Origin of the sequence: Tenacibaculum gallaicum, assembly GCF_003387615.1 — a bacterium.
In the GTDB taxonomy this organism is placed as follows: domain Bacteria; phylum Bacteroidota; class Bacteroidia; order Flavobacteriales; family Flavobacteriaceae; genus Polaribacter; species Polaribacter gallaicus.
Genome location: NZ_QUNS01000001.1, coordinates 467807 through 484391, shown reverse-complemented (window position 1 = coordinate 484391; position 16585 = coordinate 467807). Strand labels below are relative to the sequence as shown.

Below are 16585 nucleotides of genomic sequence, written 5' to 3'. Positions count from 1 at the left end.
CAGCTATAGTTTAATGATTGAAATTTGACAAGCTGTTTCTTTTCGAATCGCTAAATGACTTCCATTTACGCATATATACATCGGGTCTTTTAAAGGGGCTATTTGAAGTAATTCAACTTCACTTCCAGGTAAACACCCCATTTCTAATAATTTTAACGGAATTTTATCTAAGCACTCCTCAGATATAATTCCTTTTTCCCCTAAATGTAACGATGCGATAGTACTCAAAAATATATATTTTTAGCTTGCAAATATACTAAAATAGAATCATTCTAAACAGTATACTGACACAATATATGATTTATTTACAATAGGTTGTTCTCTTTGTTTGATGTCTTATATTTGTGGTATGACTTTCGACAATATTATTGGGCAAGAACACATAAAAAAACACTTACAGCAATCAGCTGAAAACAATAGAATTCCGCATGCACAACTCTTTATTGGTAAAGAAGGAAGTGGTACTTTACCTATGGCAATTGCCTATGCTCAATTCTTGTTATGTAATTTTTCTGATAACGTAGAAGCTTGCAATATAAAATGCAGCAAACTACAACACCCTGATTTACATTTTGCTTTTCCAGTAACTACGAATGATTCAGTAAAAAAACACCCTGTTAGTAATTTATTTTTAGAGGATTGGCGTACTTTTATTAAAGAACAACCTTATGGAAGTTTGTTTAATTGGTTACAACATATTGGTGTTGAAAACAAACAAGGCCAAATTGGTGTTGATGAGGCAGAAGACATTGTAAAAAAACTACAATTAAAATCGTACGAAGGTGGTTTTAAAGTAATGATTATTTGGATGGCTGAAAAAATGAATATTGCTGCCTCCAATAAATTATTAAAACTAATTGAAGAACCACCAAGTAAGACTGTTTTTATTCTTGTTACTGAAGATGAAGAACAGATTATTAACACCATAAAATCTCGATGTCAAGCATTACATTTTCCTGCGTTAAGCGAAAGTGACATAGCTAATAATCTAATTAAACAAAAAGGTGTATCAGAAAATGAAGCAGTAAAAATCGCCCATCAATCGGAAGGAAACTACAACAAGGCACTACATGTTTTAAACAACAACTCAAACGATTTAGTTTTTGAACAATGGTTTATTATCTGGATTCGTGCTGCCTTTAGAGCTAAAGGAAACGCTGCTGTTATTCAAGATTTAATTGGTTGGTCAGAAGAGATTGCTAAATCTGGTAGAGAAACTCAAAAACAGTTTTTACAATATTGTTTACAGTTTTTTAGACAAGCTTTACTATTTAACTACGGAACTCCAGATTTGGTGTTTTTAGAAACTCAATCTGCAAACTTTGACCTTGCTAAATTTGCTCCCTTTGTTCATAGTGCCAACATCTTAATCATTGAAAAGGAAGTAAGTGACGCGCAATATCACATTGAAAGAAACGGAAATGCTAAAATTATTTTGTTAGATTTATCTATCAAACTAACACGTCTTCTACACACCAAAGAAGAAAAAATTCAATCTTAATTATGAAAACAAAACATACAATTACCGCACTGATTTTCGGAATACTTTTTGTTGCTTGTAAACAAGAAAAAAAAGAATCATTGTTAAAAGAATATTTGATTGGAAGTTGGGAAACTACGTATTTAAAAATTGAATATTTATCAGCAAACGAAACTGATAGTACTTCAGTTTTTGAAGATGATTTTAGCAAACCTAGTTCTGGAAAAGCTCAATCTACCTACAAAAATGATGGCACTTTCACTGCATGGTTTCTACAAGCCGATGGAAAAAAAGTTAGTAAAGCAGGAGGAAAGTGGAAAACTAGTCGCGATAGTTTATTTGTTGATTATCCATATTTAGGAAAACAAGTACGGGCTTGGTATAAAATTACACAAACCAACAATGGATTTAGTGCTACTTCTACCTACGACTGGGATAGTGATGGAGAAAATGATGATACTTTGCTTATGAAAACTAAAAAAATAGAATTATAAAATTGCGTATTTTCAACAACATATCGCTACGAATTAGAATCTTCTTGTCAATGATACTTTTGGTACTATTGGCATCTATTTTAATTGTATTAGTAACTATTTACCAGTACGACGAGCAAACAAAAGATTATAATATTTCACGTTTTGAACGTAAAGAATTCTCTACAAAACAAGATATTGAAATAGAACTAAAACGTAGAACCACTTATCCAGTAACTACTGAGAATTTAGCTAAAATTTTTCAAGATAGGATTTACGATATTGCATACGTTCATAAACTTACTATTTCTATGTATGATATGGATGGAAAGCTTTTAAAATCTTCCATTCCCTATAACTTTGACAAAAAAGAAGGTCAAGATCTAGCCAACGAAACCGTTAGAGATTTAGCCAACAATTCAAACCATAAAATTTTAAAAAGTAGAACTGAAAAAGGTATCACTTATCAATCTTCATATACCTACTTAAATGATCCTCGTTTTAAGCGAATAGGGATTTTAGAACTACAAATCGCACAAAATAATGAAGAGCAAAAACATGAGCTACGAGAGTTTATCTCACGTTTATCGTTAGTCTATTTACTAATGCTCATTATTGCAATTGTTTTAGCATATTTCTTATCAACTTATATTACTCGATCAATTCAAACTATCTCACAAAAGATAAACGAAACTCGCTTAAATAAGCGTAATGAGAAAATTATATTAAACTCTGCAAGTTCAGAAATCAACTCTCTTGTTGCTGCATACAACAATATGATTGATCAACTAGAGGAAAGTGCTGTAAAATTAGCTCAAAGTGAACGTGAGCAAGCTTGGAGAGAAATGGCTAAGCAAGTAGCCCACGAGATTAAAAATCCGTTAACACCTATGCGTTTATCCGTACAAAGTTTTGATAGAAAATTCAACCCAGAGGACCCTAACATCAAAGAAAGAATGTCTGAATACAGCGAAACTCTTATTCAACAAATTGATGTAATGAGCTCTATTGCATCTGCTTTTTCTGATTTTGCTAAAATGCCTACACAACGCCGTGAAAAATTGAATGTTGTTGATATAGTTAAACACTCTTTAGATATTTTTACTGAAGACTACATACATTACTTTCCTCAAGAACACGAATTATATGCTAGTTTAGATAAAACTCAATTGATACGAATTGTTACCAACTTAGTTAAAAACTCAATTCAAGCAATAAAAGACACCGATAAAAACCCTAAAATAGAAGTTAAGGTTGCTTCTGATGGGAACAATATTAAAATTATAGTTTCCGACAACGGAAAAGGTATTAGTGATGAAAATAAAGAGTTAATTTTCGAACCCAAGTTTACTACTAAAACAAGTGGAATGGGCTTAGGTTTATCCATTATAAAAAATATAATTGAAGCATATGACGGTACAATATCCTTTACTTCAACCAAAGGAGTTGGAACTGTTTTTACTGTAATATTACCTAAAACATAAACATAGTATGAATTTTGAAAATATTTTAGTTGAACAAGCTAACGCATTGGCAACCATTACAATTAACCGACCAAAAAAATTAAACGCTTTAAACAAAGCTACTATCGAAGAGCTACACAATGCTTTTAAAATTTTAGAAGAAGACACCACTGTTAAAGTAATTATTATAATAGGAAGTGGAGAAAAAGCATTTGTTGCTGGCGCTGACATTTCAGAATTTGCACATTTCTCTGTTAAAGAAGGTGGTATGTTAGCTAAAAAAGGGCAAGAAATTTTATTTGATTTTGTTGAAAACCTATCTACTCCCGTAATTGCTGCTATAAATGGATTTGCTTTAGGTGGCGGATTAGAATTAGCCATGGCTTGTCACTTTAGGTTGGCTTCAGACAATGCTAAAATGGGATTACCTGAGGTTTCTTTAGGAGTTATTCCTGGCTATGGTGGTACACAACGTTTACCGCAATTAGTTGGTAAAGGTAAAGCCATGGAGTTAATTATGACAGCAGGCATGATTTCTGCAGAAGAAGCCAAAGAAGCTGGGTTAGTAAATCATGTTACTTCACAAGAAGAATTATTGCCTTTAGCTGAAAAGATAGCTTCAAAAATTATGCGTAATTCTTCTGTAGCCATTAGCGCTGCAATTAAATCTGTAAATGATAATTTTAAAGATGGTGTGAACGGTTTTGAGAGCGAAATTACAGAGTTTGGGAATTGTTTTGGGACTGAAGATTTTAAAGAAGGAACTACTGCCTTTTTAGAAAAACGCAAACCTGAATTTCCAGGAAAGTAATTTTTTATAAAATAATCGGTATAAAAAAATAGCATCTAAATAAAATTTAGATGCTATTTTTACAATAAGGGGATTACATTAATAAATTGGGGGTTATTAACTGAGGCAAATATATACTAAATTCAATAACATCCAAATTTTAACGTAAACTTTTTATTAAAGCAACACAAAGTTTACATTATTAACATAATAAAAGCTAAATAATTCCATTCCATTCATTATAAAATTGATTTAAAAACATTTCCATGTAAGCATGTCTTTCCTTTGCTATTGCTTTGCCTGTTGTAGTATTCATTTTGTCTTTTAACAGCAGTAGTTTTTCATAAAAGTGATTAATTGTTGGTGCTGTAGACTTTTTATATTCCTCTTTGGTCATTTTTAAATTTGGAGGAATCTCTGGATTGTATAATTCTCTATTTTTAAACCCTCCGTAGTTAAAGCAACGAGCTATTCCAATAGCTCCAATAGCATCTAATCGATCAGCATCTTGAATTACGTCTAGCTCAAGAGATTTAAAGTTTTGTTTAAAATTTCCTCCTTTAAAAGAGATATTGGTAATGATATTTTCAACATGAATAATGTACTCTTCAGAAACTTGCTGACTTTGAAGAAAGGTTCTCGCTTTTTGTGGACCTACAGTTTCATCACCATTATGAAATTTACTATCTGCAATATCATGGAGCAATGCGCCTAACGAAACCACAAATTCATCAACATTTTCATCTTTTGCTATGAGTAAAGCATTTTTATATACTCTTTCAATATGAAAAAAATCATGCCCTCCTTCTGCTCCTTGTAAGGTTTCTTTTACAAACTCAATTGTATTCTGTATTATTTGCTCCTTATTCATCTTTCAAAAATAGAAATCCTGTACTTACAAAGCACAGGATTTAAAAGTTTTATTATAATTTGTTTTATGTAGTAACCGGTGGTTCAACCAAGTTATTAGCTACTAAGTATTCTGCTATCTGAATTGTATTAGTCGCCGCTCCTTTACGCAAGTTATCAGCAACAATCCACATATTTAAAGTGTTTGATTGAGATTCATCTCTTCTAATTCTACCCACAAAAACCTCATCTTTATTATTTGCTAAAATTGGCATTGGATATACATTATTTTGCACATCATCTTGTACAACAACTCCTTCAGTTTTTCCTAGCAATTCACGAATTTTCTCCAGTTCAAAATCATTTTCAAACTGAACATTTACAGCCTCAGAATGCCCTCCCGCTGTTGGTATTCTAACTGCCGTGGCTGTAACACTAAAAGAATGGTCTCGTAAAATCTTTTTTGGCTCTTTTACCAACTTCATTTCTTCCTTAGTATATCCGTTTTCTAAAAACACATCACAATGTGGTAAAGCATTTCTTCCAATTTTATGTGGATATGCCATTTCTCCTTCAATCCCTGCCTCTTCATTATCTAATTGACGAACAGCTTTAACACCTGTTCCGGAAACTGACTGATAGGTTGAAATTACCACACGCTTCATTTTATATTCTTTGTGTAACGGAGCCAATGCCATTACTAATTGAATGGTAGAACAGTTTGGGTTTGCTATAATTTTATCTTCGCTTGTTAGCACATCTCCGTTAATTTCTGGAACTACTAACTTCTTTGTGGGATCCATTCTCCATGCTGATGAATTATCAATTACGGTTATTCCTACCTCAGCAAATTTAGGAGCCCATTCTATCGAAGTAGTACCCCCTGCCGAAAACAATGCAATATCTGGTTGCATTGCTACTGCTGTTTCTAAACCTACTACTGTATAATTTGTTCCTTGAAATTCAATTTGATTACCTACCGAACGTTCCGATGCAACAGGAATTAATTCTGTTATCGGAAAATTACGTTCTGCTAATACTTGTAACATTACATTACCTACCATACCGGTAGCGCCTACTACTGCTACTCTCATCTTTTTACTATTTGAGTATAAAATTATTATTAACGAGTTACAAAGGTTTAAAAAAAACGAATTAGTTGTATTTATTTTCTATGAAAAAATACGTTAAAGTTTAAAATATATCGTTTTCAACTAAAAAGTATTGTTTTAAACAGTAAAACGCAAAAAATCAGTACATTTGCATCGATTTTTTGTTGAAATCACAACATATTTGTTTAACTTAAAAAAGTATAGCATGCAACTGTACAACAAGTTAAGCGCTGAAGAACGCGCTAAATTAATAGATGAAGCGGGAAAAGACCGCATTACTATCTCATTCTATCAATATCATAAGATAGAAAACCCAACCTTATTTAGAAATAAATTATTCCTAGAATGGAATGAACTAGACGTTTTAGGAAGAACCTATGTTTCTTCTGAAGGAATCAATGCTCAAATATCTGTTCCTTCCGAAAACTTTTTAGCGTTAAAAGATCAATTAGATAGCATCGCTTTTTTAAATGGAATTCGTTTAAACGTAGCTATTGAACATGACAATAAATCTTTTTTAAAACTAAAAGTAAAAGTTCGTGCCAAAATTGTTGCTGACGGATTAAATGACGATACTTTTGACGTAACTAATAAAGGTGTTCATCTAAACGCTAAAGAGTTTAATGAGATGTTAGCCAATCCTGATACGGTTTGTGTAGACATGCGAAACCACTATGAAAGTGAAATAGGTCATTTCGATGGAGCTGTTACTCCAGATGTTGATACATTTAGAGATTCTTTAGATATTATTGAAGAAGATTTAAAAGACCATAAAGAAGATAAAAATTTATTGATGTATTGTACAGGTGGGATTCGATGTGAAAAAGCTTCTGCCTACTACAAACACAAAGGTTTTAAAAATGTTTTTCAGTTAGAAGGAGGAATCATTGAATATACACGTCAAGTAAAAGATGAAGATTTAGAAAACAAATTCTTAGGCAAGAACTTCGTGTTTGACCATCGTAGAGCTGAAAAAATATCTGATGATGTAATTGCCGATTGTCACCAATGTGGAAAATCTTGCGATACGCATATTAATTGCGCTAACGAAGGGTGTCACTTATTATTCATTCAATGTGATGAATGTGCTGAAAAAATGGAGAACACCTGTTCTCCTGAATGTCAAGAAATCATTCATTTACCATTCGAAGAACAAAAAGAATTGCGCAAAGGAAAACACGCAAGCAATAAAATATTTAAAAAAGGACGTTCAGAAGCTTTAAAATTTAAAAAGTAAGTATAATTTTATAAAGACTTATTCTATAGAGCTCTCTTAGTTTTAAGGGAGCTTTTTCTATTTTTACATTATGGAACTGCAACCTCCTTTTCGTAAAATTATTCATGTGGATATGGATGCTTTTTATGCATCTGTAGAGCAGTTGGATAATCCTGAGTTACGAGGAAAACCCGTTGCTGTTGGAGGAAGTGAAATACGTGGTGTAGTTTCTGCAGCAAGCTACGAAGCTCGAAAATTTGGAGTCCGTTCTGCCATGAGTGGTGTATTAGCAAAACAGAAATGCCCACATTTAATATTTGTCCCTCCTCGTTTTGATCGTTACAAAGAGATTTCTTTAAAAATTAGAACAATATTTTACGATTATTCCGATTTGGTGGAACCTTTATCATTGGATGAGGCTTATTTAGATGTCACTGAGAACAAAAAAGGAAATCCGTCAGCTAGCATGATTGCTCAAGAAATTCGTCAACGTATTTGGGATAAATTAGAATTACGAGCATCCGCAGGCATATCTATTAATAAGTTTATTGCTAAAGTTGCTTCTGATATTAATAAGCCTAACGGGCAGAAAACCATTAACCCTGAAGAAGTTCTAGAGTTTTTAGAGCAATTACCTGTGAATAAGTTTTATGGTGTAGGCAAAGTAACCGCTGCAAAAATGCATAATATTGGCATCTTTACAGGTTTAGATTTAAAGCAAAAATCACAGGAAGAACTTTCTAAGTTATTTGGAAAGTCTGGGGTGCATTATTACCATATTGTTCGAGGTATTCATAATTCAGCAGTAAAACCTAATCGTATTCGAAAATCAATTGCCGCCGAAACTACTTTTAGAGAAAATCTATCTTCAGAGGTTTTCATGTTAGAGCGACTTGATAAAATTGCTGATGAGTTAGAGCGTCGCATGAAAAAATCGAATACTAAAGGAAAAACAGTAACCTTAAAAATCAAATACAGCGATTTTACACAACAAACTCGCAGCAAGACTACCGACCATTACCTACAGTTAAAAAAAGAATTCTACCCTATTGTAAAAGAGCTACTGTATCAAGACACACTTGATAACTCAGTTCGATTGTTAGGTATTTCTTTTAGTAATTTAAATACTGAGAAAAAAGATCCTGTTTGGGTACAATTACGGTTTGATTTTTAAAGTATTGGTATTTTTAACGATACTTTGGTTCCTTTCGGGTTTCCTTTCTTGTCAATTATATCCGTATAGATTAATGAATAATTATTTGCATACTCATTCGCAAAGTTTCGTAACCGTTCTTTCGTCAAGTCTATACCTATCGACTTACGGTTTAGTGATTTATTATTTCTTATTTCCATGGCAGCACCTCTACCTATTCCATTATCTATAATATCAATTTGTATAAATTCTTCTGATATTTTTGAGACTGATAGCGAAACTTCTTTTTCTCCTTTCTTACACGAAAGTCCATGCCAAATAGAATTTTCTAAAAAAGGCTGCAATATTAATGGTGGAACTTTTATTCTTTCTATGTTTACGTTCGAATCTACTTTTTCAACATAATTAACTTCATTAGATAATCGAATATTTTCGATACTCATATATAAATTCATAGTTTTTAGCTCCTCACTCAACGTTACTTCTTTTACAGATGAAGACTCTAAAATACTTCTAATTAGTTTTGAGAATTTATTTAAGTAGTATACCGCATTTTTTTGTTCATTATTTATAACATATAGTTTAATAGAATTTAGTGCATTAAATACAAAATGCGGATTCATTTGAATTCTCAAAGCTTCCTGTTCTAGCATCAGTATTTTTTTATCGTTGTTTAACAAGCGTTGCCTATACATCGAGTACAGCAACACTCCTAACAAGGCTATAGAAACTAATGTTATAATTAAAACATTTCTATTTCGTAATAGTTTTAATGTTGCAATTTCATTCTCTTTTGCTAAACTTTTTATTTTATTTCTACTAACCTCATTATCATATTTATTAATAAGGTTGTTTACATATAATATATTTTTGTCATTAAATGTTTTCCGTTCTCCTTCAATAGCCTTCTTGTAAAAACTATACGCTTTTTCGTAGTCCTTTTTTTTCTCATATAACTCAGATAAGTATAATTTGGACTGGTTAACTCCTGAAGGAATTTTATGTTTATTAGCAACTGCTAAGCCTTTTTCTAAATATATTTTTGCTTTATCTAGGCTATCCAACTTTAACTGTACATTACCTAAAGTAATATATACATCTGAGGTGTAATATTGGTTACCTGTTTTTTCTGAAAGAGACACGACTTCGCTTATATACTTGTAAGCTTCTTCATACTTTCCTTGCAACAATAAAACATTACTAATACTATTATGGCAAATGACCTTTCCTATACTTGAATTATTTTCAATATTATATTGTAAAGATTTATTGTAATGCTCTAATGCTGCATCAATATCTCCTAAGTTTTGAAAAGCCAACCCCATGTTTTGATGATTGATTGCCAACCCTCTTTTATCATCAGTTTTCTCTTGAATTAAGATTGCTTTTTTAAACTTTTCTAACGCTAATTGATATTGTTTAAGAGCTAAGTAGATGTTACCAATACTATTATTTGATATACTTATACTTATTTTGGTATCAACATCTGGAAGTTCAATTTTATCAGCTAACTCAAGTGCCATTTGGTGATAATTCAAAGCACTTCTAATCTTATCTTGTCTCCTATATACTACCCCTATTTGATTTAGCGTAACTATCTCTGCATTAACATCTCCTATCTCTCTTGATAATTTCAGTGCTTTCAAATGATTCTCTATTGAGCTATCAAAAAATGAGTTGTTTCTGTAATGCCTTCCAAGTAAGTTATAAGCATATACTTCTCCTAACCTATATTCTTTTCGTTCACTTTCTTTTAAAAGAAAATCTATGCCTTCTTTCTTAAATCGTTCACCTTTAAAAAAACGGTACAAATCATAATAATCATCTATTTTTTTTTCTATTGCTAGCTGTATTGAACTATTTATACTTCTCTTTTCTTCTTGTGAAAAACAAGAAAACACTATAAAAAATAAAAAAGTGATTGTTATTAATTGTTTCATTTAAAATTTTTCTAAGAAATCCGACTTTCTTTGTCTAGAAACAGGAATTTTATGATTATTTTCTAGTACAACATAACCATCTGATTTTAAAAATTCTTTTATTTTATTTAAGTTGATTATATATGAATTATGTATTCTGAAAAAATGGTCTTCAGGAAGCAGTAAATTGATTTCTTTTAGTTTTTTAGTTACTACTATTTTTTTATTAGCTCCCGTAGTATATATTGTTGAATAATTACCGTCTGACTCTACAAATAAAATTTCATCTTGAGATAAAAAAACTAGTTTTCCATCTGTATTAATAGTTATTTTTCTTCTATTAAACTTCTTGTTAAAGCTTGATAATATTTTTTCAACCTTTTCCGTATTGTTATTCTTCTTATAATGCTGCTTAACTCTTCCTATCGTTTCCTCTAAATCATCAGAATCTATAGGTTTGAGAAGGTAGTCTATTGCTTGGTTCTTTAATGCCTTTATTGCATACTCATTATATGCAGTTGTAATAATTATGGCAAAATCTTTATTCTCTAATTTTTCTAATAATTGGAAACCATCCATCGTAGGCATTTCAATATCTAAAAAAAGGCAATCGATACTATTCTCATTTATAAATTTAATTGCTTTTTCTGCTACCGTAAATGTTTCTATAATTTCTATATCATTTTCAAAGGTTGATAACTCCCAAGAAAGTCCTTGTATTGCTTTTGGTTCGTCATCAACTATAACTGCTCTTAACATTTCATGTACATTTATACCAAATGTAACAGATAATATTTTAAAAATGAAATGTAACCAATACGGTTTTAGCAAAAAAACAGGCTAAAACTATATGATAAATATAAATTTTTTACCATTTACACAAAAAAACAAACCATTTATACATCCATTACTGTAAAAAATGTTTTTTCATCTGATATTTGTAGTGTAATACACAAGGGGAATCATATTGATAAATTGGGGGATTAATCAATAATGATATTAAGTTATAAAAACACCACTTAAAAAGTGGTGTTTTTTTATATAAATTTTAATGTTCAGTTTATATACACAAAAAAGCTCAACTAAAAATAGTTGAGCTTTTATCTTATTCTAATCAGTTAGTTTCTTAAGCCTCGAATGGAGTTACAGAAACGTATGATTTATCATCTCTTTTCTTTTGAAATTTAACAACACCATCAACTTTAGCATGTAAAGTATGATCTTTACCCATGTAAACATTTTCACCTGGATTGTGTTGAGTTCCTCTTTGACGAACAATAATGTTACCTGCTATTGCGGCTTGTCCTCCAAAAATTTTTACTCCTAATCGTTTCGATTCTGATTCACGACCGTTCTTCGAACTACCGACACCTTTCTTATGAGCCATCTTTGTAAGTTTTTAAAGTTAATTATTTACTTAATGCTTCAATTAATTCTGCTTTCTTTAAAGAAGTATATCCTGTAATACCTTGCTCTTTAGCTAAAGCCTTTAATTCTGCTACAGTCATTGAACTTAAATCCTTCGATTCTTCTTTTGTTTCAGCTTTAGGAGCTTCTTTTTTAGCTGCTGCTTTCTTTACTCCTGACGCAGAAATTCCTTCGATTTGGATTTCAGTTAAATACTGTCTGTGTCCATTTTTCTTTTTGTAACCTTTTCTTCTTTTCTTCTTGAAAACGATTACTTTATCACCTTTTAAGTGACCTAAAATTTTTGCAGTTACTCCTGCACCTTCTATAGCTGGGGCGCCAATAGTAACGTTTCCTTTATCTTCAATAAGCATTACATTATCAAAAGTTACTTTTGATCCTTCTGCTTCTTGTAAACGGTGTACGTATACTTTTTGGTCTTTTGCTACTTTAAATTGCTGCCCTGCTATCTCTACGATTGCGTACATACTATTTGTTTTGCGTTTATACTTCAAATTCACACTTTCTTAATAAAAATGCGGGTGCAAATATACATATTTTTTAAATACATTAAAATGTATTTTTGACTTAATTCAATTGAAAATCAAAAACTAAGGTCATTCCGCTCTTAATTTCCAATACTTCACTTATTGACGATCCTTTATGTAAGCTGGGGATATAACTTGTTTCGTTATAGTAATTTGACCAGTTCTTTGTAGAAAAATCATATTCTCCTCCAGCATAATCATAGTTGTTATCCACATAATAATATTCAAAAGTATAATCATATACACCACTTTGTACATTAGAAAAAGAAACTTGTCGATTCCCTTTACCACTTACAGTTCTTTCTTGATCACCGATAGGACCATGTATTATTATACGAACATGACCTGTATAGTGATTCTGCGGAATATTAAAATTAAAATTAACAGCTCCAGTACTAGTAGAAGTTCCTATGCCTCCATCTATATAAGAACTTTTTATTTGTTCAATATCATCACTCTCACAGCTAACAATAGTTAATGTTAAGCAACTAAAAAACATCAAGAAAAGTATTTTTTTTATCTTCATAATTATTAATTTTATTTAATAACGAGCAAGCAAAACTATATATTAACCTAATATAAAAGATAAAAAAGAAAGTTATTTAACTTCAAATTAACGAGGCTTTTTTTTTCAAAAAACCTTGTTAAAAACGTAACAAAGTAATTAAATTCACGTCACATACATGAAAATTATTAAAAATTAAACTTTAATCAATGAGAAAAAGAGTTATCGCTCTAACTTCAGCTTTTATGGCATTTCATTTTACGTATGCTCAAAAGGTTGATTTTGAAGAGTATGATTTAAGCAATGGAATGCATGTTATATTACATCAAGATAATACAGCACCAGTAGTAACAACATCTGTTATGTACCATGTAGGTGCTAAAGATGAGCAACCAAATAGAACAGGAATGGCTCACTTTTTTGAGCATTTATTATTTGAGGGTACAAAAAACATTAAAAAAGGAGAGTGGTTTAAAATAGTTTCTTCTAATGGAGGTACTAACAATGCCAATACTACCGATGACAGAACGTATTATTACGAGGTTTTTCCTTCTAATAATTTAGAATTAGGGATATGGATGGAATCTGAACGTTTATTACATCCAATTATTGGTCAAGAAGGTGTAGACACACAAAACGAAGTTGTAAAAGAAGAAAAACGTTTACGTGTAGATAACCAACCTTACTCTCGTTTTTTAGAGAATGTTAAGAAAAACATGTTTAAAAAACATCCATACAAAGGAACTACTATAGGTAAAATGGAACATTTGGATGCTGCTACCTTAGAAGATTTTTTAGCATTTAATAAAAAATATTATGTACCAAATAATGCTACTTTGGTAGTTGCAGGAGATTTTGAGGTTAAAGAAGCTAAACGCCTTATTAAAGATTACTTTGAACCTATACCTCGTGGTAAAGATATTGCAAGAGATTTCCCGAAAGAAAACCCTATTACAAAGGAGTTTTTTGCTAAAGCTTACGATCCTAACATTCAAATACCTGCAATTATGGCCGCTTATAGAACTCCTTCTATGAAAACCAGAGATGCTCGTGTATTAGATATGATTTCTACTTATTTAAGTGGCGGAAAAAGTTCTGTGCTTTATAAGAAATTAGTTGACACTAAAAAAATGGCTCTACAGGCTGGTGCTATAAACTTAAGTCAAGAAGATTATGGAACCTATATTTTATTTGCGCTTCCATTAGGAAATAACTCTTTACAAAGTTTAGTAAAAGAGATTGATGAAGAAGTGGTAAAACTACAAACAAATTTAATTTCAGAAAAAGATTATCAAAAATTACAAAATAAGTTTGAAAATAATTTTGTGAATGCCAACTCAAGTGTAGAAGGTATTGCTAATTCATTAGCTCGTTATAATGTGTTGTATGGTGATACTAATTTAATAAATACTGAAATTGATATTTACAGATCAATTACACGTGAGGAAATTAAAGACGTAGCAAAAAAATACTTAAACACTAACCAACGTTTGGTGATGGAATATTTACCAGAGTCAAAAAAATAATTCAGTAATAAGACATTCGATATGAAAAAAATAATAATAGCAGCATTAGCAGTTGTAAGCATGTCTTTTGCTGTAAATGCTCAAATAGATAGAAGTGTACAACCTAAACCAGGACCGGCTCCTAAAATTAAATTAGGAAAAGCTGAAAAGTTCAAATTAAACAATGGTTTGCAAGTAATTATGGTTGAAAACCATAAACTACCTAGAGTTTCTGCTTCATTAACAATTGATAATTCTATTTATTTAGAAGGTGATAAAACAGGGGTTTCTCAAGTTATGGGAAACATGCTAGGCAATGGTACAACAAATATGCCTAAAGATGAGTTTAATGAAAGAGTTGATTACCTTGGAGCAAATGTTTCTTTTAGAAGCAATGGTGCATCGGTAAGATCATTAACAAAATATTTTAGTGAGGTTTTAGGTTTAATGGCTGACGGTGTTAAAAACCCTAAATTTACACAAGAAGAGTTCGATAAAGTAATTGAACGTACTTTAGAAGGAATTAAATCTAACGAGAAAAGTGTAGAAGCTGTTGCTAGTAGGGTTGAAGATGCTTTAGTGTACGGTAAGGATCATCCATACGGTGAGTTTATAACTAAAAAAAGTATTAAAAATATTACGCTTCAAGATGCAAAAAATAATTATAATACTTATTATAAACCAAACAACGCATATCTTGTAATAGTTGGAGATATTAATCCTTCTGAAACCAAAACGTTAGTTAAAAGTTTATTCAACGACTGGAAAAAAGGAACTATTCCTGCTGCTAGTTATAATATACCTACTAATGTTAACACTACTGAAATTAACTTTATAAATATGCCTAATGCAGTACAATCTCAAGTAGCTGTAATTAATACTGTTGACTTAACATTAGGTGATAAAGATTATTATGCAGCCTTATTAGCTAATAATATTTTAGGTGGAGGTGGAACTGCCCGTTTATTCATGAACTTGCGCGAAGATAAAGGGTATACTTACGGGTCTTATTCAAGTCTTTCACAAGATAAAAATAAAAATGCTGGAATTTTTAAAGCAAGTGCAGCTGTAAGAAACATAGTTACAGATAGTACTGTGGTAGAAATTCAAAAGGAAATTAATAAAATTCGTTACCAAAAAGTAACGCCTGAAGAATTAAAAAATTCTAAAGCAGAATACATAGGTAGTTTTGTACGTAATGTTCAAAAACCATCTGTAGCAGCTAATTTTGCATTAAATATTGCTCGTTATAACTTGCCAAGTAATTTTTATGAAAAATATTTAGAAAACATTAATTCTGTTACTTTAGACGATGTTCAGAATGCAGCAATTAAGCACTTCAAAGGAGATAAAGCTCGTATAATTATTACAGGTAAGGGAATTGACGTTTTAAAAAACTTAGAAAAAACATCAGAATATAAAATCAATTATTTTGATGCATATGCCAATCCTACTGAAAAGCCTGAAATGAGTTTACCTATTCCAGCAGGTACTACAGCAAGCTCAGTTGTTGACAACTACTTTAAAGCCATTGGAGGTAAAGACAAAGTAGCAAGCATAAATTCTCTAATGATTTCTTCTGAAGCTAAAGTTCAAGGAATGCAATTAAGTTTGGTCCAAAAAAGCGCCACTCCTAATAAATCTTCTGTAGTTGTTTCTATGATGGGTAATGTAATGCAAAAAATAATTTTTGACGGAACTAAAGGATATCAAGAAGTTCAAGGTCAGAAAAAAGAAATGGCAGGAGATGATTTAGAAGAAGTTAAAAATACTGCTGCTCCTTTTATTGATAAAGCTTATAAAACAGGGACTTTAGATAGAATTGAACCTATAGATGGAAAAAATGCTTACGTGATTAAACATGGTAAAAAAGAAATTTTTTATGATGTAAAATCTGGATTAAAGGTTAAAGAAGTAAAAACAGCTAAAGGACCACAAGGGAATATGAAGGTGCCTGTAATATTTTCAGATTACAAAGAGGTAAATGGAATTAAATTCCCTTATAAAATGATTCAAAAAAATGGACCAATGAATATAGAGTTCATCGTAAAAGAAATTAAAATTAACGAAGGAGTTTCTGACGCTGATTTTAAATAATAATTAGACTTAAGTCTATAAGAACTAAAAGAGCCAAAATGCAATATTTTGGCTCTTTTTTATTTTAA

Annotated in this window: 16 protein-coding genes; 8 read left to right on the top strand and 8 right to left on the bottom strand. The window is 31.0% G+C overall.

Features of this window, described 5'->3' with window-relative positions:
* Nucleotides 1-3 precede the first annotated feature (3 nt).
* Entirely contained in the window at nt 4-228 is a 225-nt protein-coding gene (locus tag C7448_RS02235) for a FeoA family protein (protein WP_047787963.1), read from the bottom strand.
* A 121-nt stretch (nt 229-349) separates the two neighbouring features.
* On the opposite strand from C7448_RS02235, the gene C7448_RS02230 reads away from it, so the two are divergent.
* Genes C7448_RS02230 through C7448_RS02215 form a run of 4 tightly spaced genes read left to right on the top strand, consistent with a single transcriptional unit; the run spans nt 350 to nt 4227 of the window.
* Nucleotides 350-1501 (top strand): DNA polymerase III subunit, encoded by a 1152-nt coding sequence (locus tag C7448_RS02230; RefSeq protein ID WP_115899724.1) that lies wholly within the window; start codon nt 350-352, stop codon nt 1499-1501.
* Between the two features lie 2 nt (nt 1502-1503).
* A complete protein-coding gene (locus C7448_RS02225) occupies nt 1504-1974 on the top strand; it encodes a hypothetical protein (protein ID WP_115899723.1) in 471 nt (156 codons plus the stop codon).
* 50 nt (nt 1975-2024) lie between these two features.
* Complete coding sequence (locus C7448_RS02220) at nt 2025-3437, top strand: sensor histidine kinase (RefSeq protein ID WP_115899722.1); 1413 nt, start codon at nt 2025-2027, stop codon at nt 3435-3437.
* Between the two features lie 7 nt (nt 3438-3444).
* Nucleotides 3445-4227, top strand: a complete 783-nt coding sequence (locus C7448_RS02215; protein WP_115899721.1) for an enoyl-CoA hydratase/isomerase family protein — start codon at nt 3445-3447, stop codon at nt 4225-4227.
* 196 nt (nt 4228-4423) lie between these two features.
* On the opposite strand, the gene C7448_RS02210 is transcribed toward C7448_RS02215, so the two are convergent.
* Both C7448_RS02210 and C7448_RS02205 read right to left on the bottom strand, forming a co-directional pair.
* Nucleotides 4424-5077: an HD domain-containing protein gene (locus tag C7448_RS02210; RefSeq protein WP_115899720.1), complete on the bottom strand. Its 654-nt coding sequence runs from the start codon at nt 5075-5077 to the stop codon at nt 4424-4426.
* Nucleotides 5078-5141: 64 nt separating this feature from the next.
* Nucleotides 5142-6149 (bottom strand): aspartate-semialdehyde dehydrogenase, encoded by a 1008-nt coding sequence (locus C7448_RS02205; RefSeq protein WP_115899719.1) that lies wholly within the window; start codon nt 6147-6149, stop codon nt 5142-5144.
* A gap of 223 nt (nt 6150-6372) precedes the next feature.
* Between C7448_RS02205 and trhO the strand changes: the two genes are divergently transcribed.
* The gene (gene trhO, locus C7448_RS02200) at nt 6373-7404 is read left to right on the top strand and encodes an oxygen-dependent tRNA uridine(34) hydroxylase TrhO (RefSeq protein WP_115899718.1); all 1032 of its coding nucleotides are present in this window, start codon (nt 6373-6375) and stop codon (nt 7402-7404) included.
* A gap of 70 nt (nt 7405-7474) precedes the next feature.
* The gene (dinB, locus tag C7448_RS02195; protein WP_115899717.1) at nt 7475-8557 is read left to right on the top strand and encodes a DNA polymerase IV; all 1083 of its coding nucleotides are present in this window, start codon (nt 7475-7477) and stop codon (nt 8555-8557) included.
* Here dinB and C7448_RS02190 read toward each other — a convergent pair.
* From C7448_RS02190 to C7448_RS02170, 5 genes are all read right to left on the bottom strand, one after another.
* Entirely contained in the window at nt 8554-10476 is a 1923-nt protein-coding gene (locus tag C7448_RS02190; RefSeq protein ID WP_115899716.1) for a tetratricopeptide repeat-containing sensor histidine kinase, read from the bottom strand. The two genes, dinB and C7448_RS02190, sit on opposite strands and share 4 nt — an antisense overlap.
* Nucleotides 10477-11214 (bottom strand): LytR/AlgR family response regulator transcription factor, encoded by a 738-nt coding sequence (locus C7448_RS02185; RefSeq protein ID WP_115900116.1) that lies wholly within the window; start codon nt 11212-11214, stop codon nt 10477-10479.
* Nucleotides 11215-11581: 367 nt separating this feature from the next.
* On the bottom strand, nt 11582-11842 hold the full coding sequence (gene rpmA, locus C7448_RS02180) for a 50S ribosomal protein L27 (RefSeq protein WP_115899715.1): 261 nt from the start codon (nt 11840-11842) through the stop codon (nt 11582-11584).
* A gap of 22 nt (nt 11843-11864) precedes the next feature.
* Nucleotides 11865-12350, bottom strand: coding sequence for a 50S ribosomal protein L21 (gene rplU / locus C7448_RS02175; protein WP_115899714.1), 486 nt, complete (start codon nt 12348-12350; stop codon nt 11865-11867).
* A 100-nt stretch (nt 12351-12450) separates the two neighbouring features.
* The gene (locus C7448_RS02170) at nt 12451-12936 is read right to left on the bottom strand and encodes a hypothetical protein (RefSeq protein WP_115899713.1); all 486 of its coding nucleotides are present in this window, start codon (nt 12934-12936) and stop codon (nt 12451-12453) included.
* A 188-nt stretch (nt 12937-13124) separates the two neighbouring features.
* Here C7448_RS02170 and C7448_RS02165 point away from each other — a divergent pair, with 188 nt between their 5' ends.
* A complete protein-coding gene (locus C7448_RS02165; RefSeq protein ID WP_115899712.1) occupies nt 13125-14441 on the top strand; it encodes a M16 family metallopeptidase in 1317 nt (438 codons plus the stop codon).
* Between the two features lie 21 nt (nt 14442-14462).
* The gene (locus tag C7448_RS02160) at nt 14463-16517 is read left to right on the top strand and encodes a M16 family metallopeptidase (protein ID WP_115899711.1); all 2055 of its coding nucleotides are present in this window, start codon (nt 14463-14465) and stop codon (nt 16515-16517) included.
* Nucleotides 16518-16585: the final 68 nt, after the last annotated feature.